Origin of the sequence: Campylobacter sp. US53 (assembly GCF_004378995.1) — a bacterium.
Classification (GTDB): domain Bacteria; phylum Campylobacterota; class Campylobacteria; order Campylobacterales; family Campylobacteraceae; genus Campylobacter_D; species Campylobacter_D jejuni.
Genome location: NZ_RYYH01000001.1, coordinates 356,696 through 379,039, shown reverse-complemented (window position 1 = coordinate 379,039; position 22,344 = coordinate 356,696). Strand labels below are relative to the sequence as shown.

Below are 22,344 nucleotides of genomic sequence, written 5' to 3'. Positions count from 1 at the left end.
ATTTAGATCTTAATTTTGCCTTCTAATTCTTCTTTATTTGTAAGTTTGCTATCAAATTTAACAACAAGATTTTTAGAGTTTTTATAAATATCTACAACCCCTAAATTTTCACTAAAAGTACTGAAATTTAAAGGCGTTTCTAAAGGTAGATAAAGGTTTTTAAAATCAGCTGGATTTTTTAAGAAAAATAATGCCACAAGCCAAATTAGAGCTAAAATTACTAAAATAATAGCCAAAAGATTTAAGGCATCTAGATGTAAAAATATCCCTCCGATAATACCACCTATAAAACTTCCACCATATCCAAAAGCATTAAACAACCCTAATGTTGCACCTTTTTCATGAACTTTACAAAATTTTGATGCACAACTTTGCATAATAGGTTCGTGTAAATTAAAACCTATAAAAAAAATCACAACTGCTATGATAAAAAAATCTATAGAATTACTAAAAGCAAAAAAAAGATAAGAAAGTATGAAAAAAACAATTCCTAAGAGTAAAATTTGTTTAGCTAAACCTCTTTTTTCGCCTAAACTTCCAGCAAAGCCCATAGCGATAAAACCTGCTACCATAGAAGCGCTATAAACAATCCAAAGTTTATCAGAAGCAAAACCTAAATGTTTTACTAGAATGATAGGAATGCTTAAAAATGCTATACTCATAAGCATTTTTTGCATGAAACTAGTAAGATTCATAAGGGCTAAATTTTTTTGTTTAATAAGATGAAAAAAAGGAGTTTTTTCATTTTCATGAGTGATTTTGTTTTCTTTAGGTACAACGGTATAAAGTAAAATTATACATAAAAGAGACAAAGCCGCACTAAGATCAAAAAGGCTAGATAAACCCCATTTTGCACTCATTAAAGGAGAGATCACCATAGAAGCTGCAAAACTAAGTCCTATAAAAGAGCCCATAACCGCCATGGCTTTACCGCGATTTTCTTCTGTAATAAAATCGCTTATCATAGCCGTAGCTACTGCTCCAATAGCTCCTGCGCCTTGAAGCATTCTTCCTAAAAGCATGGTGTAAATATTTTCTGCAAAAGAGCAGATTAAAGAGCCTATTATAAAAATAATCAGTCCAATGAGCATGGTTTTTTTACGACCAATTTTATCACTTAAAATTCCAAAAGGCATCTGTAAAATCATTTGAGTTAAGGCATAAACACCTACTAAAAGTCCGACTAAAAATTCATTAGCACCTTCAAGTTTTAAAGCATAAAGACTTAAAACTGGCAAAACTATAAAAAGCCCAAAAAATCTTGTTCCAACTATGAAAGATAAGGGTAAGACATTATTTAGCATTATCAATTTCCTATTAAATTTGAAATTTAAATTAGGATAATTTTACTATGAAATGGATTAAGCATTGATTAACATCGTTTTATCATTTGATATTTAAAAGCTATGCACAAGGATAAATTTTATAAAATCATATTTTTGTTTTGATATTATTTTGGAGCTTTTGTTATGAAGATTATCCTAGCTACGAGCAATAAGCATAAGGTTTTAGAACTTAAAGAAATTTTGAAAGATTTTGAAATTCATGCCTTTGATGAAGTTTTAATGCCTTTTGAGATTGAAGAAAATGGAAAAACTTTTAAAGAAAACGCCTTGATTAAAGCAAGAGCGGTTTTTAATGCTTTGGATGAAAAGCAAAAAAAAGATTTTATCGCTTTAAGTGATGATAGTGGCATTTGTGTAGATGTTTTAGAAGGAAATCCAGGAATTTATTCTGCTCGATTTAGTGGTCAAGGTGATGATAAAAGTAACCGTGATAAACTTGTCAATGAAATGGTAAAAAAAGGTTTTAAACAAAGTAAGGCATATTATGTTGCTGCTATTGCTATGGTAGGTTTGATGGGGGAATTTAGTACGCATGGAACCATGCATGGAAAAGTAATAGATACAGAAAAAGGTGAAAATGGTTTTGGTTATGATAGCCTTTTTATTCCAAAGGGTTTTGATAAAACCTTAGCCCAACTTAGCGTGGATGAGAAGAATAATATCTCTCATCGTTTTAAAGCTTTAGAGCTTGCAAAAATCATTTTAAAGATTTTAAATAAAGGATAAAAATGAAAAATTTTTTAAAATATATAGCTATTATTGTTTTAATATATGCTCTTTATGTTGGTTTGGAAACTTGGTTTTCTTAGAATAAATAGTGATTAAAAAGCTTGGTAACAAGAACAAACTTCCACTTAAAAGCAAAATCATTACAAAAACGGTTAAAATTCCAAAATAAATTGTTGGAATAAAATTGCTACTCATCATCACGCTAAAGCCTAAAACTATGCTAATTGTGGTATAATAAAGTGCCGAACCTATACTAAGGTGAGAAATCATAATGGCTTCTTCTAGGCTTTTGTTTTTAATTTCTTCCCTAAAACGATAAATATAATGTATAGCATCATCAACGCCTATGCCTATAGCAATAGCAGCTATAGTAATACTCATCATATCCAAAGGAATACCTAAAAGTCCCATAAGAGCAAAAACCACACTTAAAGGAATAACATTTACCAATATAGCCGCAACTGAAAATTTTAAATCTCTAAAAACAATGATAAAAAGTATGAAAATAGCTAAAATTACAAATATAAGAGTATCAAATTGCGATGAAAAAAGACTTTGGAGCATATTATTATAAAGCACCATTATGCCTGTGATTTGAACTTCTACTCCATCGTTTTTTACAAGCTCGTTGAGCTGTTTTTTAAGATCTATTAAAAACTCATTACGTCTTAAATTCGGATCAGAATCAATAATACGCATACTAAATCTTAACTCGTTATTTTCTATGCTTACAAAAGGTGAAAGCAAGTCTTGTTTAAATTTAGCAGGTAAATTCTCATTTAAAAACGCAAGGGCAAAATCATCTAACTCTTTTCCATCGTTGATATTTTTCCCTAGGGTTAAAAGACTATTAAGACTTAAAACCGAGCCTACAAATTCTTTGTTTTCTAAAAATTCATGAACTTTTTTTGCAATACGTGTTTTTTTAGAGTCAAACCAATAAGTTTCTTGTGTGGCTAAATTTTCAAATTCACTTTCAAAACTATCAAGGGTATCACTTGTATTTTGATCGTTTTTATTATTTGGAAAACGAATGATCACTTCTAAAGGCAAGGTTCCACCTAGATTTTTATCAATAACCAAAAGTCCTTTTTTGATTTCACTACCATCTTTGAAATAATTGACAAAAGAATTTTCAACTCTGAGTTTTGAAATGCCTATTAAAGCTAAGATTATAGCAAGAACTGAAATTCCATAAATCATGCGACGCTTTTTAGGATCAAGAGCGGTTTTGGCACAAAAGGCTAAAAGATTAAATTTAAACTCTTTTTTATGATAATTTTTTGGTTTTAAAAGAATCAAGATACTTGCTAAAAACAAATAACTAAAGATAAGAGCTAAACCTATGCCTATACTCATCATAATGCCAAGTTTTATGATAGGTTCGATATTTGATAGGATTAAAGAAAAAAATCCTATCATCGTTGTAACAATGGCATAAAGGCTAGGATTTGCTTTGGCTAGTAAGGTTTCAAGCACTATGCGCTCAACTTTAGCTTTGGGATGATTTTGGGTGCTTTCGATAAAATGCGTGATCAAATGAACAACTACACTTAAGGTGATAATTAAAACCAAAGCAACGTAATTTGATGAAATAACCGTGATTTGAAAATTTAAAAGCGCAAAAACTCCACTAGCCGCACTTAAGCTTATAAAACAAATAAAAAGAGGTAAAAAAACAAAGCGCCATGAGCGGAAAAAATAATAAAGTGCAAGTCCTAGTAAAAATACAAGAGAAACACCATAAAGCACAAGATCAGATTTTATATAAGCTATCATATCATCAGCGATCATGCTTACGCCACCAAGGTAGAGCGTATCTTTATTTTTTTCATAATTTCGAACTATGCTTTTAATAGTATCTAGACTTTGTTTCGTGATAACTTTTTGCTTGTCTTGATGTTCTTTTATGGCAAGACGAATTTGATCTTTTTCTTTTTCATCGGTAGCAAGATCGCGTTTTTCTATAAGATTATTATAAACTGTATCAGGCTTTAAGTAAATAATAAGCCCTGTTACTTTTCCATCTTTTGAGATGATATTATTTTTATAAAAGGGACTATTTAAAATTTCATTTTGGGCTTTTGTGCGGTTTATATCTTGGCTTTCTATATTTGGGATATTTTTTAAAAGTTCTTTTAAATCCGTATTTTGCGAACTTTGAAGCAAAGGGGCATTGATGATACTAAAAACGCGTTCTACTAAAGGGGCTTTTTCTAATTCTTCATGAAGTTTTTTTAATTTGGCTAAATTTTCATTTGAAAAAGGTTTTTCATCATAGGGTTTGAAGGCTAAAAGTAAAAAATTATCACTTTTATAATGTTTTGAAATTTCTCTAAAAGTTTTTAAATCTGCATCATCTTCTAAAAGTAAACTTTCAGCACTTGCATCTACGCTAAGCTTAAAAGCAAAAAAGCTTAAAAACAGGCATATAAACAACGTTCCAAAAAAAGTACTTTTTGGACGAGAAATAAAAAACTTTAAAAGCTTTGCAAACATTATTCTATGACAATACTTTCAAGTTTTTGAAGTAGGGCATCAAAGCCTTGGTTGGCTAAAATATCTCCAAATTGTGATCTATAAGTTTGTACTATACTCACACCTAAAACATCTACATCATAAATAAGCCAGTTGTTATTATCATTGTAAAATTTGAAAATGATATTTTTTTCTTCCCCATCTACTACCATAGAAGTGGTTAAAAAATAGCGTTTTTCATTTTTTAACTCACCATTTTTGACCTTTAAAACCTGATCTTTATAAAGACTGAGTTTATCGGTAAAACTTTTTTTAAGACTTGTTTCAAAGGCTGTGGTAAATTTTTCTTGTTCTTTTGGGGTTAATTTAGAATAATTTTTCGAAAGACTCAGTTTTGCCATGAGTTTATAATCAATTATGCTATCAAAAAGTTTAAAAATTCCATTAGCAGCTTGTTTTTTATCTTCTTTACTATCTTGTAAAAGTTTTAAGCTTGCATCAATGTTTTTTTGCATAGTGCTAGAAATTTCATCTAGTTGTAAGGCAAAAGCATTAAAAAATAAAGTCAAGATTAAAAATATTTTTTTCATTAATTTCCTTTATTTGCTAAGTTCATTGCGTCTTTGCTCGTAAGCATCACGCAAGAATGGATATAAATTAGGCGTGTTGTGATAAATTTCATCAATTTCATCAAGCCTAAAACTAAGTTCATTACCAAATCCATAAGCACTTATAGCTATACTTGCCCAAGTAGGATCAATGTAAGCGGTAAAACTTGCATACCAAGTTGCAGGTAAAGTAAGAGTGTCTCTAAGATTACTAGGGCCGAGTATAGGTAAGACAATATGAAAACCGCTTCCTACACCCCAGTGAGCCAAAACGGTTCCTAAGTCCGCGGGATGTTTTTTAAGACCCATTTTTGATGCCACATCCATAAGTCCACCAAAACCCATGATGGTATTGGCGGTAAATCTTTTAAATTCTTCTCCAGCTTCTTCAAATTTAAACTGCAAAACATTGCCTACAAAACGCAAAGGAGCAAGTAAATTATCAAAGAAATTTCTTACTCCTAATCTTATAAATTCAGGAGTGATGGCGTTATAGCCCTTAAGAACGGGACGAAGACCATAATCATACAAAGCCACATTAAAGCTTGTCATAGCTTTGTTATATCCTGAAAGTGGATCATTTACTTGATGATTTTGGTATTCTTGTTCAAAATCATCTAAATTTTGTTCTTTAGCAAAAGCAAAAATAGTAAAAAAAATTAAAATAAAAGATATAAATTTTATTCTCAAGCAAAAACTCCTAAAAATTTTAAAAGTAAGATTATAGCAAATTTTTAATCAAGATTTATATCCCAGTAAAAATCTACCCATTCAGTAGCTTCTTTTACTTTGAAATCAGGCTCTAGAAGAGCGGTTTTTTTGTAAAAAATGGTCGCAATTTTAAGTTCGATATGAGGAAATTTTTCAAGCAAAACTTTTTTTATTTCTGTTAAACTTTCTCCACTATCTACTATATCATCAATGAGTAAAATTTTTTTGTGCTTGCTTAAATCAGGAATGTTAAAAATTTCAATAGTATCAAGTTTTTTCGTATCATCGTAATGAATTGAGTTTAAAGCAAAAAGCTGACGCGTTTTTAAAGCCACTGCTAAAGAGTGTCCTAAACTCATCCCTCCTCTTGCTATAGCTAAAAGTGCATCGGGGTTAAAATCTTCTTTAATTTTTTTAGCAAGAATTTTTACATCTTCTTTAAATTCTTCATAAGAGTAAAATATCATTATATATCCTTATTTATTGTAGTGTCATAAGTAAAAAATTACCCAAAGATAATAAACTTAAAACTATAATGCCAAGATTGATTTTATTCCATTCGCGTTTAAAAATTCTTACAAGTAAATAAGAAAGAAAACCAAAAGCAAAACCTGTGGTGATGGAGTAAGTAAAAGGCATCATGATAATAGTAAAAAAGCTTGCTACAGCTATAGCACTATCTTTAAAATCTATATTTTTAACTTCCATAAACATTAAAATTCCAACCATTACAAGTACGGGGTATATTGCGTTTGCAGGAATGGCTTTAAAAAGTGGCAGTAAAAAAAGTGTAAAAGCAAAACAAATAGCTACAACTAAAGCTGTAAGTCCTGTTCTTCCACCGCTTTCAACCCCTGTAGTGCTTTCTACAAAAGCTGTAACTGTAGAAGTGCCTGTCATAGCTCCTAAAGCCGATCCTGTTGCATCTGCCATTAAGGTTTTGCTTAGTTTTTTTTCTCCATTTTTTGGATCATCAAAAATCTTTCCTCTTTCACCCACACCTGTGATAGTTCCTATACTATCAAAAAGTTGAGTGATAAAAAAAGTAAGAATTATAGGTATCATAGTAATATTTAAGGCACTTTTGATATCAAGTTGTAAAAAGATGGCTCCTAGGCCATTTTCCATGCTAAAATTTGGCAAAGAAAAGATTTGCACAGGAAAACTTGCATTGTCTAAATGGAAAATCCAAGCGATAATAGAGCTTACTAATACCCCCAAAATAAAAGCTCCGCGAAGTTTTATAGCCCAAAAAAAGATGATTAAAGCTAGAGTGAAAATTCCAAAAAGCACATGAGGGCTTTTGAAATTTCCTATGCTTACTAAAGTATCTTTATTATGCATGATCACACCCATTTGACTTAAGCCTAAAAAAGCTATAAAACAACCTATACCCGCACAAATTGCAAGGCGTAAATCTTTTGGGATATTGCGGATTACCCAAAGGCGAAAATGCGTAAAAGAAAGTATGAGAAAAATAATACTTGAAATAAAAACAGCTCCTAAGGCACTTTGCCAAGCTATGTTTTGACCTAAACAAACCGCAAAGGTAAAATAAGCATTTAAACCCATTCCTACACTCATAGCTACAGGAGTATTGGCAAAAAAAGCATTAAAAGCACTTGCAACTATGGTGATTAAAGCTGTTGCGGTGATTAAAGCTTCTATGGGCATTCCTGTATTTCCTACTATGCTAGAATTTACGGGGATAATGTAAACCATAGCCAAAAAAGTAGTAAGCCCTGCTATAACTTCGGTTTTAAAACTCGTATTGTTTTCTTTGAGTTTAAAAAAGTCCATTTTTTCTCCTTAGTAGGTTTTTAGCTCGTTATATAAACTATCGCGTTCTACAGGAATAAGATTTGAAGTTTTTATCATATCGATAAAAGTTTTTAAACTTGTGCCTTTAGCAGATTTTGCACCACCTGCACTTTGTATGCTTTCTTTTTCTATGGTACCGTCTAAATCATTAGCTCCAAATTCTTGTGCTACCATGGCTAAATTTAAAGTCATTGTTGCCCAGTAAGCTTTGATATTTTTAATACTATCAAGCACTAAACGAGCAATGGCAATGGTTTTTAAAATTTCTTCACTATCCATGATTTTATCAGTTTGTATAAAGCTATTATCCCTTTGCCAAACTAGAGGGATAAAAGCATTAAATCCACCAGTTTGATCTTGAAGATCACGCAATCTTAACATATGATCGATCCTGTGATGTCTTTCTTCTATATGTCCAAAAAGCATGGTAGCATTACTTTGTTTGCCTTTTTCATGCCAAAGTTTATGAATTTTAAGCCAATTTTCACTGCTAACTTTTCCATGACAAATTTTCTTACGCACTTCTTCATCAAAAATTTCAGCCCCACCCCCAGGCATAGAATCAACGCCGTATTCAAGCATTTTTTCTATCACTTCTTCATAGCTCATTTTAAAACGACGATGCAAAAAATCAATCTCAGCAGCAGTCATAGCTTTTACATGAAGATTAGGATATTTTTCTTTTATCATTTTAAAAATTTCTAAATACCACTGCCAAGTTGTATCTTTGTTGTGAGCTGAAACGATATGTACTTCTTTAGTTTCTCGTTTTACAGTTTCATCGACAATTTTCATAATCTCTTCATGAGTCATCAAATAAGGATTAGGATTTTTTCGGTGCGCTGAAAAGGCGCAAAATTTACAGGTATCTGCACAGATATTAGTTGGGTTGATATGACGATTGATATTAAAATAGACTTTTTTTCCGTGAAGTTTGGTGCGTTTTTTGTGAGCGTATTTACCTAAGGTAAAAAGATCTAGATCCCAAAGTGCATTGGCTTCTTCTTGGTTTAATCTTTCTTCATTTTCTAGTTTGGTAATTAAATTTTTCATTTTAATTTTACTCTTTTGCTGTTTTTAAATAAAGCATTATAATTTTTGCTTACTGAAAAAGAGTTTATAGAAAAAGCCAAAATAAAAGATATTTTTGTTAAGATTATTATTAAAATATTAAAATTTAAAGAGAGTAGAAATTTTGTTAAATAAAGAATTAGAAATTTTTAAAAAAAATCTTAGTTCCTATACCCAAAGTTGTAGAAAATTTTTTCTTAAGCAAGGGGCATTTAGCTTATATCATTCTAAAAATATGGATAATTTCATAAAAAAAGCTTATGATATAGTTCTTAAAGATTATTTTGATGATTTTTCACCTCCAAGTGATAATATCCCTTTTTGTGTTTTAGCAAGCAAAGCATATGCAAATAATAGTCTTTGTTTTAATGAAAGTATTTCTTTGATTTTTGTTTATAAAGATATTAAGGCTTTTCATTTAAAACCTATGATTAAGGCTTTTATCGAAATTTTAAATGATGCGCATTTGCAAATTGACTCTGTTATCTTAGAATTTAACGGACTTTATAATGCTAGCAATGAGCTTAAGACTTCTATAATACAAACTCGTTTCATATGTGGTTCTAGGATTTTATTTAAAGGGATTAAGACAAAATTTGAGAGTATTTTAAAAGAAAATAAAAATGATTTTGCCAAGCTTTTGCTAGAAAATTTTAAAGAATTTGATATTCCATTTATAAAGCAGGAATTTAATATCTTAAAAGATTTTGGCGGACTAAATCATTTAAGATCCTTAGAGAGTTTGCTTGTTCTTTTTAAGACTTCTCCAAAAAATTATGCTTTAAATTTTATAGATGAAAAAAATTTAAGCGAGTTGCGTTTAGCTGGAGATTTTTTACTTTCTTTAAAATCAGCGATGAATTTATTAAGTGCTAAAGATGAGGATGAGTTTTTACTTATTAATGTTCATGATTTGAGTGAATTAATGTATAAAAAAGCTAAAAAACATTTTGGAGCAAATGAGTTGTTGGTTCAAAAGGCTTTGCAAAGTATGCATACTATAGGTTTTTATACGCACTTTCTAGCAAAGCAAATTCAAGATGGATTAAATCATACTCTTAAACAAGAATATAAATTTAAAACTCTTGTGGAAGTTTTAGAATACTTATTAAAACTTGAAGATAAACAGGTTATTTTCGATCTTAACTTGGTTTTTGCCCTAAGAAGATTGAAATACGGTAAAAAAGATATAGAAAAAGCTTTAATACTTTTTGAGAAAATTTTTTATAAAAGGCATAGTTTTTGTGTTTTAAAGCTTTTGCTTGATAGTGGAATTTTAAAAGATTTATGCAAGCCTTTTTGGACAGTTCGTTTTTTAAGCGATGAAGAAGGAAATTATAGTTTTGATGAGCAAGTTTTTCTTATGTTAAGTGAATTTGAAAAATACGAAGATGAGCTTGAGATACTCCAAAAACTTAAAACCGATGAAAAAATGATTTTAAAGCTTGTGATACTTTTAAGCGCTATAGAAAGTGAAAATGAAATTTCTTTAGCAGGCATATATAGAGCGTATTGCTCTAAATTTGATTTAAAGAATGAAATTTTAGAATGGGGTCTTAAGATATTTAAAAACAATAATGCCTTAAAAGATCTTGCAGAAAAAGAAGATATATACAATCCTATTGTTGTAAGTAGCTTGGTTTCTAAGCTAGAAAATTTAGAAAATTTAGAGCTTTTATACACTTTAACTTGGCTAAAGGCTAAGGCTTTAAATTATAATGCTTTTTATTTTAGAGTTCTTGATAAACTTTTAGAAAATGCAAAACAAGGTTTTGAAGATGAAAATCTACTTGAAGAAAGCACAAGAAGAGTAAAAAAAGAATTAACACTTAAAAGAAGTAAGATTTTTTTAGAGCAAGATGAAATTTTGCAAGATAAAATCATACATATCAAATCAAATCTTTTTATTATAAAAAATACTTTTGAAGATATTGTTATGATTTCTAAATTAGCCAAAGAAAATGATTTTAAATTTTGGTTTAGTAATGAAACAAATCTTAGTTTGCAAATTGTTGCACCACTTCATTTTAATATTGCCATTATTTTAAGTTCTTTAACAAATTTAAATCTTATTTTCATGAATTTTTTTGAACTTTTTGATGATAAAATTTATTTAAGATTTGAATATGATAATATTATCAGTGATGAGCAAAAACTAAAACTTTGGGAGCTTTTAAATTCAAATCTTTCTGGTTTTAATTTGAAAAAAATTAAAAAGCCAATCATTAAAAAAGATGAGTTAAAATTAGACTTAAATTATTCTAAAATGTATGCCAAATTAGGTCTTAATACTAAAGATCAGCAGGGTTTAATGGCGTATTTGATGAATGTTTTTAATGAACTTGAACTTGTTTTATGTGCAGCAAAAATTCAAACCATAAGACAAAGGACGCGTAATATTTTTATTTTTCAAAAGAATGAAAAATTAGAACATAGCGAGCAAAAGTTAGTTAATTTATTAATAAGTGAGTAAAAAAATGTGTGGAATCGTAGGCTATATAGGAAATAATGAAAAAAAACAAATTATACTAAATGGACTTAAAGAATTAGAATATCGTGGCTATGATAGTGCGGGTATGGCAGTGATGCAAGAAGGAGAACTTAGTTTTTTTAAAGCTGTAGGAAAACTTGAAAATTTGGCGAATAAATGCACAGATTTTGAAAGTCAAGGTTATGGTTTTGCTATAGGTCATACAAGATGGGCAACTCATGGTAAGCCTACTGAAATCAACGCACATCCTCATTTAGGACAGTATTCTTGTGTGATTCACAATGGTATTATAGAAAATTATAAAGAAATCAAAGATAAACTTGAAAAAGAAGGCGTGAGTTTTTTAAGTCAAACAGATACTGAAGTTATTGTCCAGCTTTTTGAATTTTATGCAAGAAATTTGGGAGTTTTTGAAGCTTGGCAAAAAACCATCAAAGAACTTCGCGGTGCTTTTGCTACTTTGTTAGTAACAAAAAAAGATCCCGATCATGTGTATTTTGCAAAAAATGCTGCTCCTTTGATTATCGGTAAAAATGCAAATAAAGAATGGTATTTTTCTTCAGGTGATGCACCTTTGATAGGAAGTTGTGATGAGGTAATGTATCTTGAAGATTTAAGCTTGGGATACGCGAGTAAAGATGAGCTTGTCGTTTATGAAAATGATGTTTTAAAATCACTTTGTTTTTCTAAGCTTTCAGGCGATAAGGCTTATGCAAAAAAAGACGGATTTCGCTTTTTTATGGAAAAAGAAATTTATGAACAAAGTCGCGTGATGAGTGAAGTTTTAATGGGGCGTATTCAAGGCGATGAAGTCGTTTTTGATGAGTTAAACAATGAAGATTTAAGTCAAGTAGATGAAATCACGCTTTGTGCTTGTGGAACAAGCTATCATGCTGCAATGGCAAGTGCTTATTTGTTTGAAAGAATTGCTAAAGTTAAAGCTAAAGTAGAAATTGCAAGTGAATTTCGCTACCGTGAAGCAATTGTAAAAAAAGATTCTTTATTTATCGTTATTTCTCAAAGTGGAGAAACAGCAGATACTTTAGAGGCTTTAAAGATTGCAAAAGAGCAGGGTGCTAAGACTTTTGCAATTTGTAATGTGGATAATTCTAATATAGTGCGTTTAGCACACCTAAGTCTTTTAACTCGTGCAGGTATAGAAAAAGGAGTTGCTTCAACCAAAGCTTTTGCCACTCAAGTTTTAACACTTTGGATGCTTGCTATTTTTATGGCACAAAAAAGAAAATTAAATGTTTCTGCTGAAATTAAAGCACTTTTACATACTCCAAATTGCGTGAGTGTAAAACAAGCTTTACATGAAAAAATTCATCGTTTATCTAAGCGTTATTTAGATGGACACGGCTTTTTCTTTATAGGTAGAGATGTGTTTTATCCTTTGGCCTTAGAAGGAGCTTTGAAACTTAAAGAATTATCTTATCTTCATGCTGAAGGTTATCCCGCAGGAGAGATGAAACATGGCCCTATTGCTTTGGCTGATTCTAAGCTTTATACTATAGCTTTAATGCCAAAGCACATGCTTTATGAAAAAACAAAATCAAATGTTGAAGAGCTTATTGCTAGGGATTCTACAGTGCTTAGCATTTCACCTTTAGAATTTGATTTAAGTGATGATTTTATCAAAACCAATGAGCAAGATCATTATATGTGTGAATTTTTTGAAATGATGGTCATTACTCAACTTTTGGCGATGGAAATTTCCATAAGACTTGGCAATGATGTGGATATGCCAAGAAATTTGGCTAAAAGCGTAACAGTGGAATAATCCGTGCAGTTTAAACAAACTGCACATAACTTCAAAATGCTACAAAAAATATAAATAAATTTTAAATTATAAGCTAACTTTATGCTTATTTTTGTTTAAATAATTCTAACAATATTTCTAGAAAGGAAACACTATGGAATACAGAGTTGAACACGATACTATGGGTGAAGTTAAGGTCCCAAATGACAAATATTGGGGAGCTCAAACTGAAAGAAGTTTTGAAAATTTCAAAATCGGTTGTGAGAAAATGCCAAAGGTTTTAATCTATGCTTTTGCAAATCTTAAAAAATCTTTAGCTTTAGTCAATAACAAACTCGGAAAACTTGATGATGCTAAGAAAAATGCTATAGTTCAAGCTTGCGATGAGATTATCGCAGGTAAATTTGATGATAATTTTCCACTTGCGATTTGGCAAACAGGTTCAGGCACACAAAGCAATATGAATATGAATGAAGTTATTGCAAATCGTGCCACTGAAATCATGGGCGGAGATTTTCGCAAAGAAAAGCTTGTGCATCCAAATGATCATGTCAATATGAGTCAAAGTTCAAATGATACTTTTCCAACAGCTATGAGTATCGTTGCAGTTGAGCAAGTAGAGAAAAAGCTTATCCCTGCACTTGATGAGCTTATTGCAACTTTTGAAAAAAAAGTAAAAGAATTTGATGGTATTATCAAGATAGGACGCACGCATTTACAAGATGCTACACCACTTACTCTAGCACAAGAATTTAGCGGATATCTTTCTATGCTTTTACATTCAAAAGAGCAAATCATCGCCTCTTTACCAACTTTAAGAGAACTTGCCATAGGAGGAACTGCAGTAGGAACAGGGCTTAATGCACATCCAGAATTAAGCCAAAAAGTAAGTGAAGAGCTAACTCAACTTATAGGTACAAAATTTGTTTCAAGTCCAAATAAATTTCATGCTTTAACAAGTCATGATGCGATCAATTTCACTCATGGTGCGATGAAGGGTTTGGCTGCAAATTTAATGAAAATTGCAAATGATATAAGATGGTTAGCTTCAGGTCCAAGATGCGGTCTTGGTGAGCTTATCATCCCTGAAAATGAGCCAGGAAGTTCGATTATGCCAGGTAAGGTAAATCCTACCCAGTGTGAAGCTGTTACTATGGTTGCTGTACAAGTGATGGGAAATGATGCAGCTATTGGTTTTGCAGCAAGTCAAGGAAATTTTGAGCTTAATGTGTTTAAGCCTGTGATTATTTATAATTTCTTGCAAAGTCTTGATTTGTTAGCTGATTCTATGCATTCATTCAATATCCATTGTGCTGTAGGTATAGAACCAAATCGTGCAAAAATCGATCATAATCTTCATAATTCTTTAATGCTAGTTACCGCTCTAAATCCACATATAGGTTATGAAAATGCTGCTAAAGTAGCCAAAAATGCTCATAAAAAAGGTATTTCTTTAAAAGAAAGTGCTATGGAGCTTGGTTTGGTTAGTGAAGAAGATTTCAATAAATTTGTTGATCCTACTAAAATGATAGGCCCAAAAGCCTAGAACATAAAACTTGCCTTTTTTAAGGCAAGTTAAATTAAATTCTTATCTTTTAAAATCACATACATTCTTAAAGTTGATACAAAAAAGGTTAAAATCGCAGGACCTAGTATAATACCCCAAAAACCAAAGGTAGAAATTCCTGCTATCATAGCCAAGAAAATTAAAAGTTCGTTGATTTTGGTAGGGGTTTTTACAAGTTTTTTGTTGATCCATTTGATGATTAAAGGCTTGATTAAAGTATCTGCTATAAAAGAAATTACAATTACAGAATAAATAAAAATAACAAGAGCTGAGTTAAGATTGTTTGAAGCAAATTCATAAAGACTTACAGGCGCATAAATTAAAGCTCCTCCTATAGCAGGTATGAGAGAACTTACAGCAAAAATTACTCCCATTAAAATTCCATCATAACCATAAAACATTGTGATTAAACCAAAGAGTGCACCTTGAAATATTGCTACAATTACCATAGAGTAAAGCACAACAGCCATAACATTACCCACTTCACTTAAAACATCATCGAGTTCTTTTTTGTCAATAGGAATGATGGATTTAAGATAGATAACAAGCTCGGTTCCATACAGATTTGCAAAGAAATAAAACACGCAAATTAAAACCATATCTATAAGAAATTTAGCCCCTGATTTTGTAAAACTTGAAGCATAGCTTAGAATTTGTTTGGAAATGCTATTTAAATCTATAGAAGCTAAAAATTCTTTGATTTTAGGTTCTAAAAAATTAAAGCTTTCAGGCAAGGTAAATTGATAGTTTTTGACATAATCAAGAGTTTGTGTGACTAAATTAATATCAAAATTTTTTAAAGCTTTGGCAAGTTCTATCATAGCATAAACAAAAGGTGCAAAGAAAAGCAAAACCATACAAGCTGTTGTAAGAATGGAAGCTAAAAATTTATGTCCTTTAGTGAGATTTAAAAATTTTGCATTAATATTTGAGGTAGCTACCGCCATTAAACTAGCAATGATAATTACAAGTAAAAAACCTTTAAAAAGATAAAGCAAAAGAAATAAAATGACTAAAATAAAGCTTATAAGAAAGAATTTTCCATTTTGCAAAATTTACTCCTCAAATAAAGTTTTTTCATAGTTTAGTTTTAAAGCACTATAGCTTTTTGTGCTTGCTATACGCCCTTTTGCAGTGCGTTCTATATAGCCATTAGCTAGTAAATAAGGCTCGATTACATCTTCTATGGTATTTTCATCTTCGCTTAAAGCCGCAGCAATGCTTGCAAGTCCTATAGGTTTTTGCTTAGCAGCGGTTAAAAGTTCAAGATATCTTAAATCCATCGCATCAAAACCAAGCTCATTAACCCCTAAAGAATTTAAGGCCTCATTAGCCCTTTTTTCTGTGATAATCTCTTCATCATTAACATCGGCAAAATCTCTAACTCTTTTTAAAAGCCTTAAGGCTATCCTTGGGGTTGAACGACTTCTTTTAGCGATCTCAAGTGCGGCTTTTTCTTCGCAAGTTTTATTAAGCTTTAAAGCTGCTTTTTGCAAGATGAGAGCAAGTTCGCTATCTTTGTAAAATTCTAATCTAAATTGCATACCAAAACGATCACGCAAAGGATTGCTAAGCATACCTGCGCGTGTTGTAGCTCCTATAAGGGTAAATTTTGGTAAATCGATTTTTATAGTTTGAGCAGCTGGACCACTACCTATGATAATATCAAGGCGGTAATCCTCCATCGCAGGGTAAAGTACTTCTTCGATAGCAGGGCTTAAGCGGTGAATTTCATCGATAAAAAGTATATCCCCTTCGCTAAGATTGGTTAAAATGGCTGCTAAATCTCCGCTTTTTTCTATCATAGGAGCGGCGGTTGTTTTGATATTTGCACCCATTTCATAGGAGATGATATTAGCTAGTGTTGTTTTTCCAAGTCCTGCAGGACCACTAAAAAGTATATGATCTAAACATTCGTTGCGTTTTTTGGCTGCAGTTATAAAGACATTTAAATTTTTTTTAATGCTTTCTTGACCTATATAACCATCAAAATTTGAAGGACGCAACGAAGTTTCGTAAGTTTCGTCAAAGGAGTATTTTTCTATTTCTACTATTCTATCCATATCTTTACTTATATTTTGGAAAAATTAAAATAAGATTTTAGCTAAAATTTGCTAGAATTTACATTAAACTTTAATGATTATGGTTTGAAAATGGGAATTTTAACAAAATTAGAATTAGATTATGAGATTGATGATATAGAAAAATTTTTACAATTTTTTAGAACCATGTGTGATAGGTTTGAACCTTTAATCATCAAGCTTGGAAGCGATAGCGTGCGTTATAAAGAGGCCATAAAAGAGCTTGAAACTTTAGCACATAATACTGCTTGGGCAGCAAGACGCTTAAATCTTGAAGAAGTGACTGATTTTTGTGTATTTTGTGAAGAGATGATGGCACAAGCAAATCGCTTTAATGGCCCTGCTAGCGATGAATTTACAGATTGGATGCTTTTGATGAGTGATCAGTTTGAAAAATATTGTCGTTCATATGAAAATGATGATTCTGTTTTAGCGGTTTTTAATCCTTTAATTGTTAATGTTCCAAATATTATTTCTAAATAAGGGAGCGACTTGGCTTCGACAGGAGTAAGTCTGCTTAGATGGCATGTCGCTTTGGGCAAAGCGTAAAAAGCCCAAATAAAATTAAACGCAAACAACGTTAAATTTGCTCCTGCTTACGCTAAAGCTGCGTAAGTTCAGTTGAGCCTGAAATTTAAGTCATACTATCTAGCTTAATTTTCGGTCATCTTTGATAGTGTAGCCTTGCGTTTGACAAGCGTTGAGGTGAAATAAAGTCTTAGCCTTGCTTTTAAGTTTTGAAAGGTGAGCGAAGTAGGGTGAAGTAGTCATCTTTGCTAAGCATGTAGAGGTCTTTGTGGGGTTATTTTTGGACAGGGGTTCGATTCCCCTCGCTTCCACCATCACGCTAATTTTAAGTAAATCATAAGTTTATTTTAAATTTTTAGAATTTTTTATATGAAGTTAAGATCGATTTATTACCCTTAAAACTTTGATATATTAGGTTTTATAATTTTTCATTAAAAATTTATAGTTTTATTTTTAAGCTTATTTTTAGGGGGGGGGGTATAATTTTTCCTTCAGTTTAAATTTATTGAAGGAGAAACTTATGAAGAAAAATGCTTCGAGCAAGATATTGCTAAGCTTAGGTGTAGCAACTTTGCTTTATTCGGGTGCTTTTGCGCAAGAAATCGATCTTACAGGGTCTTCAGATATAGGAAATTATTTTGAAGAAAATGGTAAGGATATTAATCTCAAAAATCCTGATAATTACAAAGGAAAAGATTTAAGTATCAAAATGGGCATTGGGGATTTACCAAGCGATGGTTATGACACTGCTGATCATCGATTGAACATTGATATCGGTAAAGACCATACTTTAAGCTTTACATATAATAACAAAGGAGAACCTGCATATGTAACAAATCTAAACGCTACTGCTAAAAAAGTTGAAACAACAGATATAATTTTACAAGCTTTTGCACCTTCGGTGATTAATGGAGATTTAACTATGACTAGCTCAGGAGGTGAAGCCATTACTCAAGATGAAGAAAAAGGTTCGGGTATAATTCTTTATAATGGAGCAGGTGAAACACAAAGTGCTAATGGTAACTTAACTATAAATGGAAATTTTACTGCCGATAAAACCCTTTTTGCTACTTATGGAAATTTTGTTAAGGTAAATGGAACTGCAAATCTTAAAAATTCAAATTTTGGACTTATCAAACGCTCTTATACAGACTTAGAAGCAAATAATGTAGTAATGGTTCAAGCTAAAGATTTCAATAAAGATATTTTAAAAGCAAATAATAACGCAGGTGCATTACTTGTAAAATTTTTAAATGATTATGTTTCAACTGATCTTCATGGCAAAGATGTTACAGAAACAGGAGCTGTTATAGATATTAGCGATGAAGATGAATACGGCGATGGAAAAAGGCTTAGTAGATTATAAACTTAGCGTTCAAAACTGCGGTGGCAATAAATGCTTGGTAGTTAATGGAGGTGCTACTGCAGCAGCTAAAGATAAACTCACGCAACTTAAAGTAGATATAAATGCTATCGATAAATTACTTAAAAATGATTTTGATTCCGATGAAGCTGAAGAATGGGCAAAAGTTAAAAAAGCCCTACAAGAACAAAAAACTGAACTTGAAAAACTTCAACAAGAAGCTATAAACAACGGCGGTAAAATCGATGATGAAAAATACCTTGATTTAGTAAATAAAAACTTAAATTTAAATCTTAGTGCTAATGATAAAGCTTCTATCCTAGCTCTTCGTTCTATCACAGAACAATTAGGAAGTATAGGAGCAGATTTAGCAAGTAGAGAAGGTGTAAAACTAGCCCTACAAATCAAAAAAGACACAGACAATACAGGTAAATCTGTATCTAATCTCAATTCAGCTTCTAGTGCAGTAAATACCACTATGAATATTTCTAATGATGTTTCTATAGGTTCTCGTGTAGCAATGTTAAACAATCCTTTTGGAACTTATGCTTCTAAAATGAATGGCCTTAAATTTGCTGCTTTAGATAGTGATATGAGACCAAGCTATGTAAATGAATATACCAATAGTGTTTGGGCTAATGCTTTTGGTGGTGTTAACATTATCGATGGAGATAGTGGTGCAATGTATGGTGCTACCGTGGGAGTAGATAAACAAGCTAATGATGATGTTTTATGGGGTGCTTATTTTACTTATGCAAACGCTAAAATCAAAGACAATAATTTAGAACAAAAAAGTGATAACTTCCAATTAGGTATGTATTCTACTGTCAATATAGCTCCACAATGGGAACTTAATCTTAAAGCTTATGCTCAAGTTTCTCCAACTAAACAAGACAATATTCAAACAGATGGTGCATATAACTCAGATTATACAAGCAAATTCTTAGGACTTAGCGCTAATGCAGGTCGTGTGTTTGATCTTAGTGATAATACTTTATTTATTAAACCTTTTGCGGGAGTAAATTATTATTTTAGTTATACTCCATCTCATACAGAAAATGGTGCTATTGCTAAAGATATTGATTCTATGAAAAACAATTCTGTAAGTGTTGAAGTGGGTGCCGAATTTAGAAAATATATGAATGAAAACTCTTATATTTTTGTAACTCCAAAAATAGAACAATTTGTTATCAATAGTGGTGATGATTACACAGCTAACCTAGCTGTAAATAATGCTTTCTTTACTAGTGTAGAAGCTAACAACAAGAAAAAAACATACGGACAAATTATCGTAGGGGGTAATGTAGATTTTACAAATCAACTCAGTATGAATCTTGGCTTTGGTGCTAAACAAATACTAGCAGGTAAAGTAGATAATAAAAATGAAACTTACTTAAGTGGTCAAGCAGGACTTAAGTATAAATTTTAATCTTAAAAATCATTTCTAAATCTTTTTATAGTTTAGAAATGATTGTTTATTTCTATGGGAAATCTCCTAGGGCTTTATCTTAAAGCCCTTTTTTATAACAAACAAGTAAATAAGTCTTTAGAGTAAAAACCCTAAAAACTTTTAGTTTTCTTTGAAAAGTTTGGAAGCTAAGTGCGTTGCGCGACTTTGATCTGTATCTTTTTTAAGTGTTTTATAAATTTTACTTACATATTCTTCTAAGGTTTGTTGAGAATCTATGATTTTTTCAGAAGAAGGAATTTTTTCATACTCTCCATTGTTTTTAAGCTCATAAGCTAAAACATTATCGCTAAGTTGCAAGCGTAAAAATTGAGCTAATTTAGCTTTGCTTCTTTCATCATATATAGGAGTCATAAGCTCTAAACGGCGTTCTAAATTTCTTGGCATCCAATCTGCACTCGATATAAAATAATTTGGCTCACTATGTTTAAAATAAAATACTCTAGCATGTTCTAAGTATTTTCCTATGATGCTTCTAACGCGTATGTTTTTGCTATATTCTTCATCAGGTTTTAAGCAACAAATTCCGCGTATGATAAGATCGATTTGCACTCCTTCCATACTTGCTTCATAAAGCGCTTGTATGATATCACTATCCACAAGAGAATTCATTTTAGCTACAATCACACCTTCATTTTTCTTGCTTGTTTCAATGCGTATCATTTCTAAAACTTTTTCTTTGATTTGATTTGGGCTCATTGAAAGAGTTTGAAGGCGACGATTTTTACTAAATCCCGATAAGATGTGAAAAAAGCTTGTCGTATCTCTTGCAAATTCTGCTTTGCTTGTAAAATAACTCACATCAGTATAGATTTTAGCACTGCTTGCATTATAATTTCCTGTGCTTAAATGCATATAAAATTTAAGTTTATCTCCTTGTTTGCGTATGACTTGAGAAACCTTAGCGTGGACTTTAAAACCTGTAATGCCATAAATAACATGAGCTCCGGCATTTTCTAAAGCTTTCGCCCAATGAAGATTATTTTCTTCATCAAAGCGTGCTTTTAATTCTACCATCACAGTTACTTGTTTTCCATCACTTGCAGCATCAATTAAAGCTTGAACTATATTGGAATTTTTTTCAACTCTATAAAGTGTCATTCTTATGGAAATTACTTCAGGATCTTTGCTTGCTTCTTTGATAAATTTATAAACTGGATCAAAACTTTCAAAAGGTTGTATGATGAGTATATCTTCTTTTTCTACAGCATCAAAAATAGATAAATTCTCATCAAAAGGTGGTAAAGTTTTAGGCGTGTAAAGTGGGCTTAAAAGATGCGTAAAGGTTTTATTTCCTGCGATTTGCCAAAGGCTAGGGAGATTGAGTAAAATAGAATATTCATAAACATCTTTATGAAAAATTTTCATGTGAGTATTAAGAAATTCTACGATTTGCTCATCTGCATCTTTTTGAATTTGCAATCTTACAAAAGCTCCTTTTCTACGAAGTTTTAAGCCTTGTTCTAAAATCATCATAAAATCATCAGCTTCTTCCTCTTCTATTACCATATCTGCATTTCTAGTCACTCTAAATGCTGCTGAAGCTAAGAGTTTATAGCCTGGAAAAATTTCTTCTGCGTGTTGATGGACTATACTTTCTATAGGAACATAAATATTTGCACTTACTTCATAAAAACGAGGTAAAACTCTTGGAATTCTAATCATTCCAAATTTTACAAGTTCAGGATGCGCTTTATCGCAAATTTTAACCGCTAGTGAAAAAGATAAGTTGTTTAAATGCGGAAAAGGGTGAGTAGCATCAACAGCTATTGGAACAATAACAGGAAAAATATTGGAGAAAAAATACTCATCACATTTTTGTTTTAAATTTTCATCTAAATTCTCATAATGTTTTATGAAAAGATTTTCTTTTTCTAATTCACTTGTGATTTCATTAAAATAACGCTCCAAAAGTTCTTTTTCTTGGTGTAAATATTTGCGTATGGCTTTTAATTGTTGTAACGGGGTCATTTCATCGCTACTGCTTGCATTAACTCCAGCTGAAAAAAGTTGTTTTAAGCCTGCGACGCGTATCATATAAAATTCATCTAAATTAGTGCAATATATAGCTATAAATTTTAATTTTTCTAACAAGGGTAAATTTTTAGAACATTGGTCTAAAACACGAGAATTAAAGCGAAGCCAAGAAAGTTCGCGATTGATAAACATATCAGGACTTGTTTGCATTAATTTTTCCTTTTTTAGTTGTATTTTATCATTTATTTTGAAATTATTGAATAAAAGTTTTAAATTTTTTAGGTTAATTAAGAGTAAATATATCTTTAAAATTATATTAAATTCATCTATGTTAGAATCACAA

The 22,344-nt window shown here is 31.1% G+C and carries 15 protein-coding genes, 1 other RNA gene and 1 pseudogene; 7 read left to right on the top strand and 10 right to left on the bottom strand.

From position 1 onward, the window contains the following. Positions 1 to 2: 2 nt before the first annotated feature. Positions 3 to 1,304, bottom strand: coding sequence for an MFS transporter (locus ELQ05_RS01900; RefSeq protein ID WP_134239899.1), 1,302 nt, complete (start codon positions 1,302 to 1,304; stop codon positions 3 to 5). 165 nt (positions 1,305 to 1,469) lie between these two features. On the opposite strand from ELQ05_RS01900, the gene rdgB reads away from it, so the two are divergent. Beyond that, complete coding sequence (gene rdgB / locus ELQ05_RS01895) at positions 1,470 to 2,072, top strand: RdgB/HAM1 family non-canonical purine NTP pyrophosphatase (RefSeq protein WP_002893956.1); 603 nt, start codon at positions 1,470 to 1,472, stop codon at positions 2,070 to 2,072. Between the two features lie 30 nt (positions 2,073 to 2,102). Here rdgB and ELQ05_RS01890 read toward each other — a convergent pair whose 3' ends face one another. The 6 genes from ELQ05_RS01890 to mqnE are packed head-to-tail and all read right to left on the bottom strand — an operon-like array spanning position 2,103 to position 8,746. Next, the gene (locus ELQ05_RS01890; RefSeq protein ID WP_070316847.1) at positions 2,103 to 4,574 is read right to left on the bottom strand and encodes an RND family transporter; all 2,472 of its coding nucleotides are present in this window, start codon (positions 4,572 to 4,574) and stop codon (positions 2,103 to 2,105) included. Then, positions 4,574 to 5,143, bottom strand: a complete 570-nt coding sequence (locus ELQ05_RS01885) for an ABC transporter substrate-binding protein (protein ID WP_002932914.1) — start codon at positions 5,141 to 5,143, stop codon at positions 4,574 to 4,576. The genes ELQ05_RS01890 and ELQ05_RS01885 overlap by 1 nt, the downstream gene beginning before the upstream one ends. Positions 5,144 to 5,152: 9 nt before the next feature. Continuing rightward, positions 5,153 to 5,851 (bottom strand): VacJ family lipoprotein, encoded by a 699-nt coding sequence (locus ELQ05_RS01880; RefSeq protein WP_070316848.1) that lies wholly within the window; start codon positions 5,849 to 5,851, stop codon positions 5,153 to 5,155. 44 nt (positions 5,852 to 5,895) lie between these two features. Next, positions 5,896 to 6,339, bottom strand: a complete 444-nt coding sequence (locus ELQ05_RS01875) for a phosphoribosyltransferase (RefSeq protein WP_070316849.1) — start codon at positions 6,337 to 6,339, stop codon at positions 5,896 to 5,898. A gap of 13 nt (positions 6,340 to 6,352) precedes the next feature. Beyond that, positions 6,353 to 7,672 carry an NCS2 family permease gene (locus ELQ05_RS01870; protein ID WP_096702855.1) on the bottom strand — a complete coding sequence of 440 codons (1,320 nt, stop codon included), beginning with the start codon at positions 7,670 to 7,672 and terminating at the stop codon, positions 6,353 to 6,355. A gap of 9 nt (positions 7,673 to 7,681) precedes the next feature. Continuing rightward, positions 7,682 to 8,746 carry an aminofutalosine synthase MqnE gene (gene mqnE, locus ELQ05_RS01865; protein WP_134239898.1) on the bottom strand — a complete coding sequence of 355 codons (1,065 nt, stop codon included), beginning with the start codon at positions 8,744 to 8,746 and terminating at the stop codon, positions 7,682 to 7,684. A 142-nt stretch (positions 8,747 to 8,888) separates the two neighbouring features. Between mqnE and ELQ05_RS01860 the strand changes: the two genes are divergently transcribed. The 3 genes from ELQ05_RS01860 (at position 8,889) to fumC (ending at position 14,563) form a co-directional block, all read left to right on the top strand. Next, positions 8,889 to 11,237, top strand: a complete 2,349-nt coding sequence (locus ELQ05_RS01860) for a nucleotidyltransferase (RefSeq protein ID WP_070316851.1) — start codon at positions 8,889 to 8,891, stop codon at positions 11,235 to 11,237. 4 nt (positions 11,238 to 11,241) lie between these two features. Next, positions 11,242 to 13,038, top strand: a complete 1,797-nt coding sequence (glmS, locus tag ELQ05_RS01855; RefSeq protein WP_134239897.1) for a glutamine--fructose-6-phosphate transaminase (isomerizing) — start codon at positions 11,242 to 11,244, stop codon at positions 13,036 to 13,038. 133 nt (positions 13,039 to 13,171) lie between these two features. Then, a complete protein-coding gene (gene fumC / locus ELQ05_RS01850; RefSeq protein ID WP_002854099.1) occupies positions 13,172 to 14,563 on the top strand; it encodes a class II fumarate hydratase in 1,392 nt (463 codons plus the stop codon). Positions 14,564 to 14,592: 29 nt separating this feature from the next. Here the strand turns inward: fumC and ELQ05_RS01845 are convergent, their stop codons facing one another. Both ELQ05_RS01845 and ruvB read right to left on the bottom strand, forming a co-directional pair. Then, entirely contained in the window at positions 14,593 to 15,636 is a 1,044-nt protein-coding gene (locus tag ELQ05_RS01845; RefSeq protein WP_002921079.1) for an AI-2E family transporter, read from the bottom strand. 3 nt (positions 15,637 to 15,639) lie between these two features. After that, complete coding sequence (gene ruvB, locus ELQ05_RS01840) at positions 15,640 to 16,647, bottom strand: Holliday junction branch migration DNA helicase RuvB (RefSeq protein WP_002932887.1); 1,008 nt, start codon at positions 16,645 to 16,647, stop codon at positions 15,640 to 15,642. A 90-nt stretch (positions 16,648 to 16,737) separates the two neighbouring features. Here ruvB and ELQ05_RS01835 point away from each other — a divergent pair, with 90 nt between their 5' ends. The 3 genes and pseudogenes from ELQ05_RS01835 (at position 16,738) to ELQ05_RS01825 (ending at position 19,985) form a co-directional block, all read left to right on the top strand. Further along, the gene (locus ELQ05_RS01835; protein WP_002783915.1) at positions 16,738 to 17,148 is read left to right on the top strand and encodes a hypothetical protein; all 411 of its coding nucleotides are present in this window, start codon (positions 16,738 to 16,740) and stop codon (positions 17,146 to 17,148) included. Continuing rightward, positions 17,149 to 17,507: a transfer-messenger RNA gene (ssrA, locus tag ELQ05_RS01830) on the top strand. Positions 17,508 to 17,713: 206 nt separating this feature from the next. Further along, positions 17,714 to 19,985: pseudogene (locus ELQ05_RS01825) on the top strand (autotransporter outer membrane beta-barrel domain-containing protein). 141 nt (positions 19,986 to 20,126) lie between these two features. Here the strand turns inward: ELQ05_RS01825 and ELQ05_RS01820 are convergent. Then, on the bottom strand, positions 20,127 to 22,211 hold the full coding sequence (locus ELQ05_RS01820) for an RNA degradosome polyphosphate kinase (protein WP_002860421.1): 2,085 nt from the start codon (positions 22,209 to 22,211) through the stop codon (positions 20,127 to 20,129). Between the last annotated feature and the right edge of the window lie 133 nt (positions 22,212 to 22,344).